We start from the raw sequence: 18767 nt of genomic DNA on the forward strand, positions 1-18767 counted from the left end.
ATCGAGGGACCCCGCCTGATCGAGGGACATGGTGCGTGCCTCCTGTCCTGCCGGCGCCTCACCGGCCCCCGCGAGCCTACGTCGACACCCCGGGTCCGGGTGCGGCTCAGCCCCGGTTGGGCAGCAGGCAGAACTCGTTGCCCGACGGGTCGGCCAGCAGGGTCCACGGCAGCCGGGCGCCGGCCGGCTCGAGGACGCTGCCACCGCCGGCGACCACCTGCTCCAGCACGGCGTCGGCGTCGTCACCGGGTTCGAGCCGCAGGTCGAGGTGCAGCCGGTTCTTCACCTGCTTGGGTCCCCGTTCGGGGGTGAAGGACAGCAGCGGTCCCCGGCCGGACGGGTGGCGCAGCAGCCGCGGGTCCGAGGCCTCCGGGCGCCAGCCGCTCAGCCCGGCCCAGAAGGCGGCGTCCCGGTCGGGGTCGCGGGCCTCCACCGGGATCTCGCCCAGCGGCCCGGCGCCCTCGTGGCGCTCCCGGCGCTCGAGCACGCAGAAGGGCGTCCCCTCCGGATCGGCCAGCACGGTCCAGGGCACGTCGGGGCCCTGGCCGATGTCGAGGCGACGGGCTCCCAGCCCGAGCAGCCGCTCCACCACCGCCTCCGGCTCCGGCAGCCCGGACAGGTCGAGGTGCAGCCGGGACGGTGCGGTCGCCGGCTCGGGCACCGGCTGCACGCACAGGTCGAGGACCGGCCCGCCGGGCACCTCGAGCCGGGCCTCGTAGCCGTCCGCGTCGTCGGTCAGCACCTCCAGCCCGAGCGCCTCGGTCCAGAACCGCCCGACCAGCCACGGGTCCGCGGCGTCCAGCACCAGGTTCTCCAGGTACACGGCCCCACGGTAGACGAGCGGCGGGCGCCGCGGGGCGAGGCACTACCCTGCTCCGCGTGGACACCGCACGAGCCCAGCGCCTGCCGCGCGACCAGCGCCGGGCCCAGCTGCTGGCGGCCGCCACGCGCGCGTTCAGCGACCGCGGCTACCACGCGGTGGCCATGGACGACGTGGCGGAGGGGGCCGGGGTGTCCAAGCCGGTGCTGTACCAGCACTTCGCCTCCAAGCTCGAGCTGTACCTGGCGCTGCTCGACAGCGCCTGCCAGGAGCTGGTGGACATGGTGGCCGGCGCGCTGGCCTCCACCACCCGCAACAGCGACCGGGTGGCCGCCGCGATGGCCGCCTTCTTCGGCTTCGTCGCCGCCCGCGGCAGCAGCTTCCGCTTCGTCTTCGAGTCCGACCTGCGCACCGAGCCGGAGGTGGCGCTGCGGATCCGCGCCGTGCACCAGGAGCTGGCCGCGCAGATCGGCGCGGTGATCGCCGCGGACACCGGGCTGGAGCAGCCGGAGGCCGAGCTGCTGGGTTTCTCGCTGATCGGGATGGCCGAGACCGGCGCCCGGTACTGGCTGGACGAGCCGGCCGGCGTCGCCCGCGAGCGCGCCGTCGAGCTGGCGAGCACGCTGGCCTGGCGCGGGGTGCGCGGGTTCCCGCGGGCCAGCGCCGAGTGAGCCCGCGGGCCCCGGGGGACGACTCCCCCACCGTGCACACTGGTGCCGGGCTCCGTCCGCGACGGCGTTCCTGGGGCGGGAAGGGTTCGTGCGCCGGGAAGGGTCCGTGCGCCGGAAAGGGGGTGTGGTCGTGACCGAGCAGGAGGTGGCCGAGCGGCCGCGACGGGCGGCCCAGCCGCTGGCCCCGCAGGCCAGCGCCCCCGGGTACCTGCAGCAGCGGGTCGCCTTCCCGGCCCCGACGGTCGCCCACGACCTCCCGCCGCAGGTGATCACCCGGCCGGGCCGCGTCCGCGACGTCGGCCGTCGCGGCACCCGGCTGACGACCCCGCAGCTGCTCACCGTCCTCACCACCGCCTGCGTGCTCACGGTGCTGCTGCTGGGCACCGTGGCCACCACCTTCCTGGTGCGCGGCGCGGACGCCCTCCAGCGCGCCCGCCACGACGCCCAGCAGCTGGTGCGGGTGCAGCAGATCGAGGCCGACCTGCTCCGCGCCGACGCCCTGGCGGCCAGCTCCTTCCTGGTCGGGGCCTCGGCCGGGGCGCAGGACCGGGCCGACCACGCCGCCGCCGTGGACGAGGTCTCCCGGCTGCTGGTGGAGGCCGCCCGGGCCCAGCCCGCCGACGCCCCCGCCCTGCAGGAGGTCAACAGCGAGCTGGTCCGCTACACCGCCGCGGTGGCGCAGGCCCGCGCGCAGCGGGGATCGGACCGCGCCGCCGCGGCCGCCGCCCTGCAGGACGCCGGCGCCCGGCTCCGCTCCACCGCCGTCCCCCGGCTCGAGGCCACCGCCGAGGCCAACGCCGCGCGGGTCGGCGCGGGCGTGCCGGACCTCGCCCTGGTCGCGGTCCCGGCCGTGGCCCTGCTGACCCTGGCCGTGCTGGGCTGGACGCTGCGCACGGTGGCCGTCCGCTTCCACCGCCGGGTCAACGTCGGACTCGCGGCCGCCGCCGTCCTGGTGCTGCTCGGCGGTGCCGTGCCGACCGCCGTGCTGGCCTCCGCCGCCGGCGTCGTGGCCGACCTCGACCGGGGCGCCCTCGCCGACGTCCGCCAGCTCTCCGCCGCCCGCGCCTCCGCCCACGACGCCCGGGCGCTGGAGGGCCTGGCCCTCGTCAGCCCCGGCGCGGCGGCCGGCCACGAGGACGCCTGGCAGCAGCGCTCGGAGCAGGTGCTGGCCGCGCTCCACGCCGCCGGGGCCCAGGAGCTGGTCCCCGCCTGGCAGCGCCACCTGGACGCCCACCGCCAGATCCGCACCCTCGCCGACCGGGGCGACCGGACGGGCGCCGTCGCGGCCGCCACCGGTCAGGGCGAGGGCTCCTCACGGGCGACCGCCGAGGAGTTCCAGACCGCACTCGCCCCCGTGCTCGCCCGCGACGTGGCGGCCGCCGACGCGGCCCTGACCCGGCAGCGCGGCGTGCTGCTGGCCGTCGTCGCGGGCTCGGTGCTGGCGACCGCGGCCGCCGGCGCCGCCGCGCTGGCCGGCCTGCGGGCCCGCGCCCGGGAGTACGAGTGAGCACCCCGCCGCCTCCGGCCGCCACTCCCGGGCCGCCGCACGAGGCCGACCTGCTGGACGGTCCCGCCTCCGGGTCCGGCACCAGCCGCGGCTCGGCCCGGCTCGGCTCGGTGCGGCTGGGCTCGGCGCGCGTCCGCGGCGCGCGCGCGGCGGCCCGCCGCGGCACCGCCTCGGCACGGCTGCGGCACGCCCGGATCGGCGCCGGGCTGACCGAGGTCCCCCCGGCGCCGGTGGTGGACGCCGCCGCCGCGGTGATGCGCGACCCCACGGTGCCGGAGCGGCGCCGCAGCTGCCCCACCTGCGGGGCGGCGGTGGGCCGGTCGCGCGACGGCCGGCCGGGACGGACCGAGGGCTTCTGCCCGCAGTGCCGCAGCCCGTACTCCTTCACCCCCAAGCTCTCACCGGGCGAGCTGGTGGCCGGGCAGTACGAGGTGGTGGGGTGCCTGGCCCACGGCGGCATGGGGTGGATCTACCTGGCCAGGGACAGGAACGTCTCCGACCGCTGGGTGGTGCTGAAGGGCCTGCTCAACTCCGCCGACCCCGACGCGCTCGCCGCCGCGCTGGCCGAGTCCCGCTTCCTGGCCCAGGTGCAGCACCCGCTGATCGTCGAGATCTACAACTTCGTCAGCCACGACGGCGCCGGCTACATCGTGATGGAGTACGTCGGCGGCCGCTCCCTCAAGGAGCTGCTCAAGGACCGGATGCGCGCCAACGGCGGGGTCTACGACCCGCTGCCCCCGGACCAGGCCATCGCCTACGTGCTCGAGGTGCTGCCGGCCTTCGCCTACCTGCACGACCTCGGCCTGGTCTACTGCGACTTCAAGCCCGACAACGTGGTGCAGGTCGGCGACTCGCTCAAGCTGATCGACCTCGGCGGCGTCCGCCGGGTCGACGACCAGGACTCCGCCATCTACGGCACGCTCGGCTACCAGGCGCCCGAGGTGGCCACCCAGGGCACCTCGGTGGCCTCCGACATCTACACCATCGGCCGCACGCTGATGGTGCTGTGCACCGAGTTCCGGGGGTACCAGACCACCTACCTGCACAGCCTGCCGCCGGTGGCCGAGACCGAGCTGTTCGCCCGGCACGACTCGCTGTACCGGCTGCTGGCGCGCTGCTGCGCCCCCGACCCGGCCGACCGGTTCACCTCCGCCGACGAGCTGCGGCTGCAGCTGCTGGGGCTGCTGCGCGAGGAGGTCGCGGCCCGCACCGGGGCCACGCCGCTCACCTCGGCCGCCTCGATGCTCTTCGAGACCCCCAGCGCGAGCACCGAGACCCTCGGCTGGCACGACCTGCCGCGGCTGCGCCCCGACACCGGCGACCCGCAGCACGCCTGGCTGCAGGGCGTCGACCTGCCCGACCCGCGGGAACGGCTGCGGGTGCTCGAGCAGCACGCCCCGGAGCGCTCGGCCGAGGTGCTGCTGGCGCTGTGCCGGGCCGCGCTGGAGCTGGGCGACCGGACCCGGCTGGAGGACGGGGTCGCCGAGCTGCTGGCCGCCGACCCCTGGGAGTGGCGGGCGGTCTGGATGGCCGGGCTGGGCGCGCTGCAGGCCGGGGACGCCGAGACCGCCAAGGCCTCCTTCAACGCGGTGTACGGCCAGGTGCCCGGCGAGCTGGCGCCCAAGCTGGCGCTGGCGCTGGCCTGCGAGCAGGGCCCCGACAGCGACCTCGCCGAGGTGCTGTACCGCCGCTGCGCCAGCACCGACGCCGCCTACGTCTCCCCCGCCGCCTTCGGGCTGGCGCGGATCCGGGCCCGGGCGGGCGACCTGCCGGGCTCGCTGGCCGCCCTGGACCTGGTGCCCGCGACCAGCCGCGGCTACGCCGACTCGCGCCGGCTGCGCGCCCAGCACCTGGTCGTCCTCGGCACCACGATGGCCGACTACGCCGAGGCGCTGCGCAGCCTCGACGACGCCGACCTGGGCGACTCCGAGCGGGACCGCCTCACCGTCGACGTGCTGCAGGCGGCGCTGCACCTTCGCCGCCGGAGCCCGGCCGAGCCGCTGGTGCCGCTGGGGCCGTGGAGCTCCGACGAGGGCGGCCTGCGCGACGGCCTGGAGCACACGTACCGCAGGATGGCCCGCCGGACCTCCGACCGCGCCGAGCGGATCCGGCTGGTCGACACCGCCAACGCCGTCAGGAAGTGGTCCCGCACATGACCGATGCCCTCCGCTGCCCCCACTGCGGTGCAGCCGTCGCCGCCCACGACAGCTTCTGCGAGACCTGCGGCGGTCAGCTGGTGCCGACCGAGCAGGTGCCGGCCGGGACCGGCGGCGAGGCGCCGATCGACCTCAGCCGCTCCTCCCGGCAGAGCGGGCCCGTGGACGGTCCCGGCTGCCCCACCTGCGGCGGCGCGCTCGACGCCGACGGCTCCTGCCCCCGCTGCGGCGCCGACGGCACGCCGGCCCGGGACCACTTCGAGCTCTCCCCCTCGTCGTGGGTGGGCGGGGTCTGCGACCGCGGCCGCCGCCACCACCGCAACGAGGACGCGATGGCGCTGCACTCCGACCCCGAGCCGGGGCGGCGCGCCGTCCTGGTGGTGTGCGACGGCGTCTCCACCGCACCCGACTCCGACCGCGCCTCGCTCGTCGCCGCGACCACGGCCCGCGACCTGCTCAGCCGCCACCGGCCCTCGGGGATGGGCACCCCGGAGAGCCGGACGGCGGCGCTGGCCAGCGGGCTGGTCGAGGCCGGCCGGGCCGCCGACGAGGCGGTCGGCGCGATCAGGGCCGAGGGCAGCAGCGACGGACCCTCCTGCACCTTCGCCGCCGCCGTCGTCGAGGGAGACCTCTGCGTGTACGGGCTGATCGGTGACTCGCGGGTGTACTGGCTGCCCGACGACGGCCCGCCGCGCCAGCTCGGCGAGGACGACTCGGTGGCGGCCATGCGGGTGGCGGCCGGGGTCGACCGCGACACCGCGGAGAGCAGCCCGGGGGCCCACGCCATCACCCGCTGGCTCGGACCCGACTCCCCCGACACCCGCGCCCAGACCGGCGCGGTGCCGCTGGACCGGCCCGGCTGGGTGCTGGTGTGCAGCGACGGGCTGTGGAACTACGCCTCCGACCCGCAGCAGCTGCAGCAGCTGGTGCGGGCGCAGGTGGGGGCGGGCGCCACCGGCCCGACGCAGCTGGCCGCGGCGCTGGTGGCCTGGGCCAACGAGCAGGGCGGCCGGGACAACATCACCGTGGCCCTGGCGCGGGCCGGCGCTGCGGCATACTGACCAGCGTCACCGCCGGAGGCGGCCGCGCCCGCGGGCCGGTCCTCGGGCGCCCCTCCTGCCACACCCCCGGATCCGGAGCCGAGATGACGACCAGCCCCCCAGGTGAGCAGTCCCCGGCGTGCCCGCGCTGCCGGACGGTCAACGTCCCCGACGCGCTCTACTGCGAGGGCTGCGGCCACGACCTCACCGACGGCTCCGGCGTCCCCGCCGCGAGCTCGATCCCCACGCCCAGCCGCCCGGAGGAGACCGACGAGGTGCCGGCGGCCCGTGCGCAGGGCCCGGCGGGGCAGGACGGGGCGAGCACGGGGCAGGACGGGGCGAGCACGGGGCAGCCGGAGTGGGTGGCCGAGATCTGGGTCGACCCCGACTGGTACGCGGTGCAGAACAGCGCCGACCCGATGCCGGCGCCGGGCCGGACCGAGGTGGTCGCGCTGCGTCAGCCGTCGCTGCTGGTGGGGCGCGCCTCACGGCACCTGGGCGTGCACCCCGACATCGACTGCGAGGCCGACTCCGGGGTGAGCCGCCGGCAGGCGCAGCTGAGCCGCGACGGCGGCCGCTGGTTCGTGGAGGACCTGCGCTCGGCCAACGGCACCTACCTGGCCGCCGACGGGGCGCCGCTGCCCCGCGACCCCATCGCCCCCGGCCGGCGCGTCGAGGTGGGACCCGGTGACCGGCTCTACCTGGGCGCCTGGACCCGGATGGTCATCCGCCCCGCGGCGCCCGGCGAGGTCGACCCCGTCGCCCGGGACGGTGCCGCAGGCTGACGAGGTCGGCCCGGGGCCGCCGGTGCCCGGCGGCTGCGCCGTGGGCGAACACCTCCGCGGCCGCCACCGGCTCCGTGGCAGGCTGGGCGGCGACGACACGAGCCGGGCAGACGCGCAGCGCACCAGCGCTGCGCCGCCGACCCGGGCACAGGAGGAGCACGTGGACATCAAGGTCGGGATCCAGCACATCGGGCGCGAGGTCAGCGTGGAGTCGCCCTCCGACGCCGACACCGTCCAGGCCGAGCTGGAGAAGGCGCTGGCCGACGACGGCCTGCTCTCCCTGTCCGACACCCGCGGACGCCGGGTGCTGATCCCCGCGGCCAAGATCGCCTACCTCGAGATCGGCGAGGAGTCCACCCGCCGCGTCGGTTTCGGTGCCGTCTGAGCCGAGCCCCGCGGCGGACCCGTCCGGTCCCGGGGCGTCCTACTCCCGCGGCACCGTCGACCTGCTCGGACTGGTCGCCTACGGCGAGCTCTGCGCCTTCGAGCGGCTGGCCGAGGACGCCCGCACCTCCCCGTCGCTGGCCGACAAGGTGCAGATCGCGGCGATGGCGGCGGGTGAGTTCGGCCACTTCGAGCTGGTCCGCGACCGGCTGTCCGCCCTCGGGGTGGACGCGATGGAGGCGATGGCCCCCTTCCGCACGCCGTTCGACACCTTCCACCGGCTGACCGCACCGCGGTCGTGGCTGGAGGGACTGGTCAAGACCTTCGTCGGCGACGGCTTCGCCGCCGACTTCTACCGCGAGGTGGCCGCCTACGTCGACGCCGACACCCGGGCCTGCGTGCACACCGTGCTGGCCAACGAGGCCCAGTCCGACTACATCGTGGCCAGGGTCCGCGCCGGCATCGCCGAGGACCCCACGGTGGCCGGACGGCTGGCCCTGTGGGGGCGCCGGCTCGTCGGCGAGGCCCTCAGCCAGGCCCAGCGGGTGGCCGCCGACCGCGACGACCTGACGGGGCTGCTGGCGGGCACGGTCGACCGTCCCGGCATGGACCTGGCGGCGATCTCGCGGATGTTCTCCCGGCTCGTGGAGGCCCACACCGCCCGGATGGACCTGCTGGGGCTCGCCTCCTGAGCCCGGTGGTCCCCCCGGCGGCGCGCCGCCCGGCACGGCCGCGGCCCGGTGGCTGCGGTGCGCAGGCTAGACTGGCTCGTGGCACGCACACACCTGTGCGTCCCCGCCCTGGCACCGCCGGGTCCGGACCGTGGGCGACGCCCCGGCAGGACGCGAGCTGACGTGCTGGGTGGGTTCGATGAACCGGTGCCCCGCGCACCGATCGCACAAAGGCTGAGAACCCTGACTGACCACAGCGAGCAGAACCGCCCCGACGAGCACCCCACCCACGAGGTGCCCGTCTCCGGCCACGACGACGTCGTGGTCACCACCACCGCCGACGACGTCGTGCTGGACTCCAGCGATGTCGCCGTGCACGAGGCCGACACCGTCGAGCCGGTGGCCGAGGTGACCTTCGCCGACCTCGGCGTCCACCCCGACATCGTGGCCGCGCTGGAGGCCAAGGGGATCCGCCACCCCTTCCCGATCCAGGCGATGGCCATCCCGCTGGCGCTGGCCGGCAGCGACATGATCGGCCAGGCCCGCACCGGCACCGGCAAGACGCTGGCCTTCGGGATCAGCCTGCTGCAGCGGGTGCGGCTCGAGGGCGAGGCCGGCTACGAGGAGCTCGCCAAGCCCGGCGCGCCGCAGGCCCTGGTGGTCTGCCCGACCCGCGAGCTGGCCTCCCAGGTCGGCAAGGACCTCGCCACCGCGTCCGCGGTGCGCAAGGCCAAGGTCCTCACCCTCTACGGCGGTGTCGGCTACGAGCCGCAGCTGGACGCGCTGGCCGCCGGCGTGGACGTCGTCGTCGGCACCCCGGGCCGGCTGCTCGACCTGGTGGGACGCCGCGCGCTGGACCTGCGCCACATCAAGGTGCTGGTGCTGGACGAGGCCGACGAGATGCTCGACCTCGGGTTCCTGCCCGACGTCGAGAAGCTGCTGGCCCAGACCCCGGCCGGGCGCCAGACCATGCTGTTCTCCGCCACCATGCCCTCGGCCATCGTGGGCCTCTCGCGGCGGCACCTGAACCAGCCGATGAACATCCGGGCCGAGTCCGCCGAGGACACCACCACCGTCCCGGCCACCACCCAGTTCGTCTACCAGGCGCACGACCTGGACAAGCCCGAGATCGTGGCCCGCGTGCTGCAGGCCGAGGGCCGGGACCGGATGATGATCTTCTGCCGCACCAAGCGCACGGCGCAGCGGGTGGCCGAGGACCTGGCCGACCGCGGCTTCGACGCCGCCCCCATCCACGGCGACCTCAACCAGGCCGGCCGCGAGAAGGCGCTGAAGAAGTTCCGCGACGGGAAGCTGGACGTGCTGGTGGCCACCGACGTGGCGGCCCGCGGCATCGACGTCACCGGCGTCACCCACGTGGTGAACTACGAGTGCCCCGACGACGAGAAGACCTACGTGCACCGGATCGGCCGCACCGGCCGTGCCGGGGCCACCGGTGTGGCGATCACCTTCGTCGACTGGGCCGACACCACCCGGTGGAAGGTCATCAACAAGGCCCTCGACCTGGACTTCGACACCCCGCGGGAGACCTACTCCACCTCGCCGCACCTCTACACCGACCTCGGCATCCCCGAGGGCGCCAAGGGCCGGATCGCCGCGCCCAAGGCCGTCGAGGAGCGACCCGACGGGCAGGCCCCGGCGAGTCCCCGCGGTGCTCGCAGCCACGGCAGCGAGGAGCGCGAGGTCCCCCGGACCCCGCGCAAGCGCACCCCCCGCAACCGCACCCGGACCCGCAACGGCGAGGTCGTCCGCGGCGAGGCCGGCACCCCCGGCGGCGAGGCGGCCGGCTCCACCGGTCCTGCGCCGAGCGGTTCGGGCGAGGTCGGTGCCGGGCGTCCCCGCCGCCGGCGTCGCCGTCGCAGCGGCGGTGGCGCCGAGGGAGCGACCAGCGGCGCCGCCGCCTCCGGCTCCGCGGACTGAGCGCACGCACCCGCGGCGGGTGGGAATAGCCACCCGCCGTCGGGAGGTTGCCTGACGGTGACCGATCTCGCGCTCTCCGTCCTCGACCTCATCCCGGTGCGTTCCGGGCAGACCACCGCCCAGGCGCTCGCGGCCTCCACCCGGCTGGCCCGCACCGCCGACGCCCTCGGCTACCGGCGGTACTGGGTCGCCGAGCACCACAACACCCGGGCGGTCGCCTCGACCAACCCGCCGGTGCTGATCGCGATGCTGGCGGCGGCCACCGAGCGGATCCGGGTGGGCTCGGGCGGGGTGATGCTGCCCAACCACGCGCCCCTCGTGGTGGCCGAGCAGTTCGCGCTGCTGGAGGCGGCCCACCCCGGGCGGATCGACCTGGGCATCGGCCGCGCCCCCGGCACCGACCCGGTCACCAACTGGGTGCTGCGGCAGGGCATGGACGAGGCCGCCGCGGTGCAGCGCTTCGAGGCCAACGTCGAGGAGGTGATGGCCATGATGCACCCCCGCGGCGCCGCGATCACGCTGCCCGGGCACGGCGGGCGTCCCGGCCGCACCCAGGCCCTGCTGGCCACCCCCGAGGCGGTCTCCAGCCCGCCGGTGTGGCTCCTCGGGTCCTCCGACTTCTCCGCCCGGCTGGCCGCGGAGAAGGGGCTGCCCTACGTCTTCGCCCACCACTTCTCCGGGCACGGCACCGCCGAGGCGCTGTCGCTGTACCGCCACGGCTGGCGGCTGGCCGGGCACGAGGGCGAGCCCACCACCTTCCTGACCGTCAACGTGGCCGTGGCCCCCACCGCCGAGGAGGCCGAGCGGCTGGCGCGGCCGCACCTGCTGTCGATGGTGGCGCTGCGCACCGGCGGCGAGTTCGGCCCGCAGGCCACTGTCGAGCAGGCCGCCGCCACCGAGCTGTCGGAGCCGCACCGGCTGCTGGCCGCGCGGATGACCGAGCGCTGGGTCGTCGGCGACCCGGCCCAGGTGGCGGCGCGGCTGCAGGAGCTGGCCCGGGAGTTCGGCGTCGACGAGGTGATGGTGCACCCGGTCGCCGGCGCCTCGGAGGCCGACGAGCCCGACCGCTCCCCCGCCCGCGAGCAGACCCTCACCCTGCTGGCCGAGGCCCTCGCCGCCTGACGAGGGGGTCGGCCGCCCGCCACGACGGCTGGTTAGGCTGCTGCGCGTGACCCTGCGCATCGGCATCATCGGCTTCGGCGCCCGGGCGGCGCTGTGGCGCCACGCCCACCGTCCCGGCCGGGGCGCGGAGGTGGTCGCGGTCTGCGACGTCTCCGAGCGGGGCCGGGCCGACGCCCGGGCCCAGCTCGGGCCCGACGTGGTGCTCACCGACGACCTCGACCAGCTGCTCGGGCTGGGCCTGGACGCGGTGCTGGTGACCACCCCCGACCACCTCCACCACGGGCCCACGGTGGCCGCCCTCGAGGCCGGCACGGCGGTGTTCTGCGAGAAGCCGCTCGGCATCAGCATCGAGGAGTGCGACGACGTGCTGACCACCGCCCGGCGGACCGGCACCCGGCTCTACCTCGGCCACAACATGCGCCACATGCCGGTGGTGACGCTGATGCGCGACCTCGTCACCGCCGGTCGGATCGGTGAGGTCAAGGCCATCTGGTGCCGCCACTTCGTGGGCCACGGCGGCGACTACTACTTCAAGGACTGGCACGCCGACCGCAGCCGCTCGACCAGCCTGCTGCTGCAGAAGGGAGCCCACGACCTCGACGTCATCCACTGGCTCGGCGGCGGCTACACCGCCCGGGTGCAGGCCATGGGCGACCTCGCCGTCTACGGCGCCGTCACCGACCGCCGCGACCGCAGCGAGGAGCGGATGGCGGACTGGTTCAGCCTCGACAACTGGCCGCCGGCCAGCCAGCGCGGTCTCAACCCGGTGGTGGACGTCGAGGACATCTCGATGATGACCATGCGGCTGGACAACGGCGTGCTGGCCTCCTACGCCCAGTGCCACTTCACCCCCGACTACTGGCGCAACTACACCGTCATCGGCACCGAGGGCCGGATCGAGAACCTGGGCGACGGGCCGGGGGCCCGGATCGCCGTCTGGGACCGCCGCCACCCCTCCGGGCTGCCCGAGCCCGACGACGTGGTGACCGTGCCGGCCGCCGAGGGCGGCCACGGCGGCGCGGACCCCGAGCTGGTCGAGGAGTTCCTGCGGTTCGTGGCCTCCGGAGGGCCCACCCGGACGTCCCCGGTGGCGGCCCGGATGGCGGTGGCCGCCGGCGTGCTGGCGACCCGGTCGCTGCGCGGGGACGGCCGCACGCTCGACGTCCCGCCGCTGCCGCAGGACCTGGTCGACTACTTCGAGCGGGGTCAGGTCGAGCTCTAGCGTCCTCTCCCGCGGCGCCCTCGCGGCGTAGGGTCGGGTCGTGGCCAGCCTCGACGACGTGCGACGCCGCGCCCTGTCGCTGCCGGGCAGCAGCGAGGGGACGTCCTACGGCAACGCCTGCTGGACGGTGCGCGGCCGGGCCTTCGTCTGGGAGCGGCCGTTCACCAAGGCCGACCTGCGCCGCTTCGGCGACCGGCCCGTGCCGGCGGGGCCGCTGCTGGCGCTGCGGGTGGCCGACCTCGACACCAAGGACGCCGTGATCGCCCAGGAGCCCGACCTGCTGTTCACCATCGAGCACCTGGCCGGCTTCCCGGCGGTGCTGACCCGCCTGGAGCCGCTGCCGGTCGACCGCCTGGTCGAGCTGGTGGACGACGCCTGGCTGGCCACGGCCCCGCCGCGGCTGGCGGCGGAGTGGCTCGAGCGCCTCGACCGGGGTCCCTAGCCCGCCGGCGACCGCCGGGCGGCGAGCCGGGCGCGGATCTCGGCCAGCACCTCCGGCGCGGTGGTGTTGCTGGCGAGCTCGTGGTCGACCTTGCCCAGCCCGTGGTGGTCGCTGGAACCGGTGGGCAGCAGCCCCGTCCGCCCGGCCAGCGCCCGCAGCCGGCGGCGCTGCTCGGGGCCGTGGTCGTAGTGGTCCACCTCGATGCCGTCCAGACCGGCCTCGACCAGCTCCGGCCACAGCGGCTCCGGCAGCAGCCACTCCCGGTCCCGCCCCCAGGGGTGGGCGACCACGGTCACCCCGCCCGCCGCCCGGATCAGCCGGATCCCCTTGCGCAGCGGCGTCGCGTAGCGGGGCACGTGCGCCGGGCCGCCGTCGGCCAGGTAGCGGTCGAAGGCCTCGGCGCGGTTGGCGACGTAGCCGGCGGCCACCATCGCGTCGGCCACGTGCGGGCGTCCCACCGACGGGCTGGCCCCCACGTGCACCCGCACCTGCTCCTCGCTCAGCGGCAGCCCCAGCTCGGCCAGCCGCTGCAGCAGCGGCGTCAGCCGGTCCTCGCGGCCGGCGCGGACCCGGACCAGCTCCGCGGTCAGCGCCGGGTCGTCGGTGCGGGCGCCGTAGCCGAGCAGGTGGACGCTGCGGCCCTCGTGCTGGGTGGACATCTCGATGCCCGGCACCAGCTGCACCCCGTGCCGCTCCGCCGCCTGCTGCGCCTCGGCCAGCCCGGCGAAGGTGTCGTGGTCGGTCAGCGCCAGCACGTCCAACCCCTCGCGCGCGGCCTTGGCCACCAGCGCCGCCGGCGCGTCCGTGCCGTCGGAGACCGAGGAGTGGGTGTGCAGGTCGATGATCACGCTGCTCATTCTCACCGACCGGTGCTGCTGGCGCCCGCCGGGGCGGGCGACCCGGCGGCGACGGGCTCAGGCCCGGGCGGCCAGCAGCGTCCGCACCGTGCGCAGCCCCACCGACATCCGGGCCAGCGTGGGCTCGCCCTCGCAGATCTCCTCCAGCGCCCGGGTGGTCGCCTCCAGCGCCGGCGTCTGCGCCGACCAGTCGGCGAGGGCGCGGGTCACCGCACCGACGGGGTCGCCGTCGCCACGGGGCAGCAGCTGCACCACGTCGGCGGTCAGCTGGGTGTGGACAGTGACCAGCTCGTCGCGCACCGCGCTGCGCGCCATCGCGTCCCAGGGGTCGCTGCGGGGCAGCGCCGCCACCCGGCGCTGCAGCCGGTCCAGCCCCAGCAGCTGGCTGAGCTGGTGGTGCACCCGGGCGACCGTGACCGGGTCGCAGCCGGCCTGCTGGGCCGCCTGCACCACCGGCAGCGCCGACTGCAGGTACGGCAGCGCCGCGAAGGCGGTGGCCAGCTCACGGCCCAGCCCGGCGGCCAGCAGGTCGGCGCGGCGCTGGTCGAAGACCTCCGCGTCACGACCGGCCAGCAGCTCCGGCATGGCCTGCGTGATCGCGCTCACCGCGCCCGAGAACTGCTCGATGGCGGCGCGGATGTCGATCGGCGCCCGCCGGTTGTACAGCACCCACCGGGTGGCCCGCTCGACGAGCGTCCGCAGCTCCACCCGGAGCCTCGTCTGCAGCCCGGCGTCGACCCGGAAGTCCAGCTGGCGCAGCTCCACCTCGTGACGCCCCGCGCTGACGACCGACCGGGCCGCCAGCTGGGCCCGCATCACGTCCTCCGGCGCCGCGCCCGTCTCCTCCGCCAGCCGGTGCACCGCCGTGATGCCGGCGGAGTCGACGAAGCGGTTGACCGCCACCGTGGTGATGATCTCGCGGTGCAGCCGGTGCTCGGGCATCCCCTCGCGGTGGTCGCGGCGCAGCGCCTCGGGGAAGTACTGCACCAGCCGGTCGGCCAGGAACGGGTCGTCGGGCAGGTCGGTGGTGAGGATCTCCCGCTCCAGCCAGATCTTGGTGTAGCTGAGCAGGATGGCCAGCTCGGGCGAGGTGAGCCCGCGGCCCTCGGCGACGCGGCGGGCCATCTCCTCGCTGTCGGGCAGGTGCTCGATGGTGCGGTCCAGCAGGCCGAGGCGGGTCAGCCGCCGCATCCAGGCCTCGTGCACCGGGGCCATCGAGGCCGCCTGGTGCAGCGCGTTGGCCAGCGCCAGGTTCTGGTCGTAGTTGTGCCGCAGCACCAGCGCGGCCACGTCGTCGGTCATCGAGGCCAGCAGCGGCTCGCGGTCGGCGGCGGCCAGCCGGCCGGCGTCGATCTCGCCGGCCAGCAGGATCTTGATGTTGACCTCGTGGTCGGAGGTGTCCACCCCGGCCGAGTTGTCGATGAAGTCGGTGTTGATCCGGCCGCCGGCCGCGGCGTACTCGATGCGCCCGCGCTGGGTGAACCCGAGGTTGCCGCCCTCGCCCACGCAGCGGGCGCGCAGCTCGCGGCCGTCGACGCGGAGCGCGTCGTTGGCCTTGTCCCCCACCGCGGCGTGGCTCTCGTCGGCGGCCTTGACGTAGGTGCCGATGCCGCCGTTCCACAGCAGGTCCACGGGGGCGCGCAGCACGGCCGAGACCAGCTCGGTCGGCGGCAGCGCGGTGACGTCGTCGGGCAGCCCCAGCCGGGCCCGCACCGCGGGGTGCAGCGGGATGGACTTGGCCGTCCGCGGGAAGACGCCACCGCCCTCGGAGAGCAGCGTGGTGTCGTAGTCGGCCCAGCTCGAGCGGGGCAGCTCGAACAGCCGGCGCCGCTCCTCGAAGGAGGTGGCCGCGTCGGGGTCGGGGTCGAGGAAGACGTGCCGGTGGTCGAAGGCGGCCACCAGCCGGGTGTGGCGGCTGAGCAGCATGCCGTTGCCGAAGACGTCGCCGGACATGTCGCCGATGCCCACGCAGGTGAAGTCCTCCTGCTGGCAGTCCACGCCCATCTCGCGGAAGTGGCGCACCACCGACTCCCAGGCGCCGCGGGCGGTGATGCCCATCGCCTTGTGGTCGTAGCCGACCGACCCGCCGGAGGCGAAGGCGTCGCCGAGCCAGAACCCGCGTTCCAGCGAGATCGCGTTGGCCAGGTCGGAGAAGGTGGCGGTGCCCTTGTCCGCGGCCACCACCAGGTACGGGTCGTCGGCGTCGTGGCGCACCACCTGCTGGGGTGCGACGACCTCACCGCCGACGATGTTGTCGGTGACGTCGAGCAGGCTGGAGATGAAGACCCGGTAGCAGGCCTGCCCCTCGGCCAGCCACGCCGGCCGGTCCGAGGGGTCGGGCAGGTGCTTGCAGAAGAAGCCGCCCTTGGCCCCCACCGGCACGATGACGGTGTTCTTCACCATCTGCGCCTTGACCAGGCCCAGCACCTCGGTGCGGTAGTCCTCGGGCCGGTCGGACCAGCGCAGCCCGCCGCGCGCCACCGCCCCGAAGCGCAGGTGGACGCCCTCGACCCGCGGGGAGCAGACGAAGATCTCGAAGGCCGGCCGCGGTGCGGGCAGGTCGGGCAGCCGGGTGGGCAGCAGCTTGAAGGCCAGCGCCGGACGTCCGGGCTGGAAGGCGTTGGTGCGCACCATCGCCATCACCACGGCCAGGAAGGAGCGCAGGATGCGGTCCTGGTCGAGGCTGGCCACGGCGTCGAGGCCGGTGCGGACCTGCTCGGCGAGGGCCGCGACCTCCTCCTCGGCCGGCGGGGTGCAGGACGCGTCGCGGGGTGCGAAGCGCAGCTCGAAGAGCCGCACGAGCAACCGGGCCAGCTCCACGTTGGCCACCAGCGCGGTGCTGATGTAGGTCTGGCTGAAGCTGACCCCGGCCTGGCGCAGGTAGCGCGAGATCGCCCGCAGCCAGGACACCTGGCGCCAGCTGAGCCCGGCGGCCAGCACCAGCCGGTTGAGGCCGTCGCTCTCGGCCCGGCCGCCGTGGACGGCGGCGAAGGCCTCGGTGAAGCGGTCGCGGTCCTCGGCGCGCCAGCGCTCGTCGAGGGCGGCGACGCCGCCGGGGACCCGCAGCCCGAAGTCCAGCACGTAGGCCCGCCGCCCGCCGGGCAGCCGCAGCTCGTAGGGGCGCTCGTCGAGGACCTCGACGCCGAAGGCGCTCAGCAGCGGCAGCACCTGCGACAGCGGCATCGGGGTGGTCCGGAACACCTTGAGCCGCAGGTCGGCCGGGTCCTCCGGCTCGTCGGGCCGGTACATCGCCTGGGCCATCGGCGGCCCCGACTCGTCCCGGTCGGCGGGGACGCCGTCGGTGCCGGCCCGCTCGTCGGCGGCGTCGCCGAGGGCCAGCAGGGCGGCCAGGTCGAGCACGGCCTGCTCGGGGCGGAAGTCCTCCTTGTAGCCCTCCGGGAAGATGCGCTCCAGCTCGGGGACCGTCCGCAGCCCAGGGTGGCGGGCCACCTGCTCGCGGAGCAGGTCGTTCCAGGACCGGGTGGCCGCGGTCAGCTCTCGCTCCAGGGCGGTGACGTCGTAGCCGCCCAGCCGCCGGTCGGCCGGCATCCGGGCCACCAGGTGCAGCCGGGCCAGCACCGACTCGCTGACCTGCGCGGTGGCCTCCACCGACTCCGCACCCACCGCGCGCTGCAGCACGCCCTCGATCCGCAGCCGCACCTCGGTGGTGTAGCGGTCGCGCGGCAGGTAGACCAGGCAGGACAGGTAGCGCCCGTAGGGGTCGCGCCGGGCGAAGAGCCGCACCTGGCGCCGCTCCCGCAGCCGCGAGATCTCCTCCACGACCGGGGTCAGCTCGCGGGCGGTCGCCTGGAACATGTCGTCGCGCGGGTAGGAGCTGAGGACCCGCATCACCGCCTTGCCGCCGTGGCTGTCGGGGGCGTATCCGGTGCGGGCCAGCACCTCCGCGGCCTTGTCGCGCAGCACCGGCACGCGGGTGACCTGCTCGGTGTAGGCCGAGTGGGCGAACAGCCCGAGGAAGCGGTGCTCGGCCACCACGGCGCCGTCGGAGCCGAACCGGCGGACGCCGACGTAGTCCAGGTAGGCCGGCCGGTGCACCCGGGAGCGCAGGTTGTCCTTGGTCACCACCACCAGGGCGGGACGCTCGCTGGTCGGCGGGTTGGCCGAGAACCGTCCCTCGACGTCGGTGTCGCCGCGCAGGATGCCCAGTCCCGTCCCGGGGACGGGCTGGTAGGAACGGGTCCCGTCACCCACCACCAGCGCGTAGTCGCGGTAGCCGAGGAAGGTGAAGTGGCCCTCGGCCAGCCAGCGCAGCAGCTCCACCGCCTGGTCCCGCTCCTCCGGCGGCACACCCGGCGGGTCGTCGGCGAGCTCGGTGCAGACGTCCTCGACGCGCTGCCGCATGGCGTCGAAGTCCTCCACCGCCACCCGGACGTCGGAGAGCACCTGCTCCAGGCCGGTCCGCAGCTGCTCGAGCTCGGCCGCGCCGGTCACCCCGCTGCGGCCCGGCACCAGCTCGACGTGGATCCACGACTCGGCCACCGCCCGGGGCTCGACCGCGGCCTGGTGGCCGTGCAGCACCGCCTCGAGGCGGCCGTCGGCGTCGCGCAGCACCCAGAACTGGGGGTGGAACAGCTCGCGGATCACCCAGCCCTGGCGGACGATCTCCATCGTGACCGAGTCGACCAGGAACGGCCGGTCCTCGTTCACCACCTGCAGCACCGTGGCCTGCTCGGGGGCGCACCAGCCGTCGGCGTCCGGCGTCGGCGTGGCCACCGAGATCACCGGGTCGGGACCGGGCCGGGAGACCGCCAGCCGGAAGTGCGCGGCCACCAGGCCGAGCACGTCGCCCGGGTCGCGGCCCAGCAGCACCTCGTCGGCGTCCACGTGGCGGAAGTAGTGCTGCAGGAAGGCCTCGGCGCGCTCCGGCGGCTGCTGCATGGCCGCGGCCAGCTCGGCGCCGCGGCGGGCGAGCTCGGCGATCCGCTCCCGCGCCAGGGCCGACAGGTCGCGGCGCTCCGTAGCCGTGGTGCCGTCCTCGACAGGTGGTGTGCCAGCCGTCTCCGTGCTCACTGTTCCTCGCCGATCCGATCGTCGCGCCACACGCCCGGGCACGTCGTCGTGCCCCTTCCCACCCTAGGCGACGTCGCCCGCCGCCGGGGCGGCACCGCGAAGCCCGCGGCGCGCCGCCGGG

The 18767-nt window shown here is 75.8% G+C and carries 14 protein-coding genes; 11 read left to right on the forward strand and 3 right to left on the reverse strand.

Features of this window, described 5'->3' with window-relative positions:
• Positions 1-106: 106 nt before the first annotated feature.
• Positions 107-823 (reverse strand): VOC family protein, encoded by a 717-nt coding sequence (locus GC722_RS08945; protein ID WP_331714583.1) that lies wholly within the window; start codon positions 821-823, stop codon positions 107-109.
• Positions 824-879: 56 nt separating this feature from the next.
• Between GC722_RS08945 and GC722_RS08950 the strand changes: the two genes are divergently transcribed.
• From GC722_RS08950 to GC722_RS09000, 11 genes are all read left to right on the forward strand, one after another.
• Positions 880-1491: a TetR/AcrR family transcriptional regulator gene (locus GC722_RS08950; protein ID WP_331714584.1), complete on the forward strand. Its 612-nt coding sequence runs from the start codon at positions 880-882 to the stop codon at positions 1489-1491.
• Between the two features lie 130 nt (positions 1492-1621).
• Complete coding sequence (locus GC722_RS08955) at positions 1622-2998, forward strand: hypothetical protein (protein ID WP_156609572.1); 1377 nt, start codon at positions 1622-1624, stop codon at positions 2996-2998.
• Positions 2995-5154, forward strand: a complete 2160-nt coding sequence (locus tag GC722_RS08960) for a serine/threonine-protein kinase (RefSeq protein ID WP_331714585.1) — start codon at positions 2995-2997, stop codon at positions 5152-5154. The genes GC722_RS08955 and GC722_RS08960 overlap by 4 nt, the downstream gene beginning before the upstream one ends.
• Positions 5151-6215: a protein phosphatase 2C domain-containing protein gene (locus GC722_RS08965; protein WP_156609573.1), complete on the forward strand. Its 1065-nt coding sequence runs from the start codon at positions 5151-5153 to the stop codon at positions 6213-6215. Before GC722_RS08960 ends, GC722_RS08965 begins: the two co-directional genes overlap by 4 nt.
• Positions 6216-6298: 83 nt before the next feature.
• A complete protein-coding gene (locus GC722_RS18285; protein ID WP_156609574.1) occupies positions 6299-6979 on the forward strand; it encodes an FHA domain-containing protein in 681 nt (226 codons plus the stop codon).
• Between the two features lie 160 nt (positions 6980-7139).
• The gene (locus GC722_RS08975) at positions 7140-7364 is read left to right on the forward strand and encodes a DUF3107 domain-containing protein (protein ID WP_331714586.1); all 225 of its coding nucleotides are present in this window, start codon (positions 7140-7142) and stop codon (positions 7362-7364) included.
• Positions 7354-8055, forward strand: coding sequence for a ferritin-like fold-containing protein (locus GC722_RS08980; RefSeq protein WP_331714587.1), 702 nt, complete (start codon positions 7354-7356; stop codon positions 8053-8055). The genes GC722_RS08975 and GC722_RS08980 overlap by 11 nt, the downstream gene beginning before the upstream one ends.
• 330 nt (positions 8056-8385) lie before the next feature.
• The gene (locus tag GC722_RS08985; protein ID WP_231747665.1) at positions 8386-9972 is read left to right on the forward strand and encodes a DEAD/DEAH box helicase; all 1587 of its coding nucleotides are present in this window, start codon (positions 8386-8388) and stop codon (positions 9970-9972) included.
• A 57-nt stretch (positions 9973-10029) separates the two neighbouring features.
• Positions 10030-11094 (forward strand): LLM class flavin-dependent oxidoreductase, encoded by a 1065-nt coding sequence (locus tag GC722_RS08990; protein WP_331714588.1) that lies wholly within the window; start codon positions 10030-10032, stop codon positions 11092-11094.
• Positions 11095-11140: 46 nt separating this feature from the next.
• Complete coding sequence (locus tag GC722_RS08995) at positions 11141-12316, forward strand: Gfo/Idh/MocA family protein (protein ID WP_331714589.1); 1176 nt, start codon at positions 11141-11143, stop codon at positions 12314-12316.
• Between the two features lie 40 nt (positions 12317-12356).
• Positions 12357-12758, forward strand: a complete 402-nt coding sequence (locus GC722_RS09000; RefSeq protein ID WP_331714590.1) for an MmcQ/YjbR family DNA-binding protein — start codon at positions 12357-12359, stop codon at positions 12756-12758.
• Here the strand turns inward: GC722_RS09000 and GC722_RS09005 are convergent.
• Together GC722_RS09005 and GC722_RS09010 are read right to left on the reverse strand one after the other, a co-directional pair.
• Positions 12755-13606, reverse strand: a complete 852-nt coding sequence (locus tag GC722_RS09005) for a PHP domain-containing protein (protein WP_331714591.1) — start codon at positions 13604-13606, stop codon at positions 12755-12757. The two genes, GC722_RS09000 and GC722_RS09005, sit on opposite strands and share 4 nt — an antisense overlap.
• 66 nt (positions 13607-13672) lie before the next feature.
• Positions 13673-18646: an NAD-glutamate dehydrogenase gene (locus tag GC722_RS09010; RefSeq protein WP_331714592.1), complete on the reverse strand. Its 4974-nt coding sequence runs from the start codon at positions 18644-18646 to the stop codon at positions 13673-13675.
• Between the last annotated feature and the right edge of the window lie 121 nt (positions 18647-18767).

The organism is Auraticoccus cholistanensis, from assembly GCF_009742705.1.
GTDB classification, from domain to species: Bacteria; Actinomycetota; Actinomycetes; order Propionibacteriales; family Propionibacteriaceae; genus Auraticoccus; species Auraticoccus cholistanensis.